Source organism: Poseidonibacter ostreae (assembly GCF_009208075.1).
GTDB lineage: Bacteria > Campylobacterota > Campylobacteria > Campylobacterales > Arcobacteraceae > Poseidonibacter > Poseidonibacter ostreae.
Genome location: NZ_WFKJ01000138.1, coordinates 1 through 382, shown reverse-complemented (window position 1 = coordinate 382; position 382 = coordinate 1). Strand labels below are relative to the sequence as shown.

The 382-nt window shown below is 40.3% G+C and carries 2 tRNA genes; both read right to left on the bottom strand.

Annotation, left to right across the window (positions count from 1 at the left end):
- Positions 1 to 117: 117 nt before the first annotated feature.
- A tRNA-Gly gene (locus GBG18_RS15155) sits at positions 118 to 194 on the bottom strand.
- A gap of 42 nt (positions 195 to 236) precedes the next feature.
- Positions 237 to 321 (bottom strand) — tRNA-Leu (locus GBG18_RS15150).
- Positions 322 to 382: the final 61 nt, after the last annotated feature.

Below are 382 nucleotides of genomic sequence, written 5' to 3'. Positions count from 1 at the left end.
CCTACGCCTTAGAAGGGCGTTGCTCTATCCAGCTGAGCTATGGAAGCATTTTGTAGTATAAAAATAAAAAGCCTTGAATCAAAAGTTTTGAAAACTTCTTATTCAAGGCTTTTTAAATGGAGCGGGAAACGAGACTCGAACTCGCGACAATCTGCTTGGAAGGCAGAGGCTCTAGCCAACTGAGCTATTCCCGCAAAAGTATAAATTCATTTGACTGAAGATACTTTAAGTATAAATGGTGCGGATGAAAGGACTTGAACCTTCACGCCGTAAAGCACTAGATCCTAAGTCTAGCGTGTATACCAATTTCACCACATCCGCATTATCTTTTTTTCTAAAAAGATTAAAAAAATGGTACTCCCAGCACGATTCGAACGTGCGA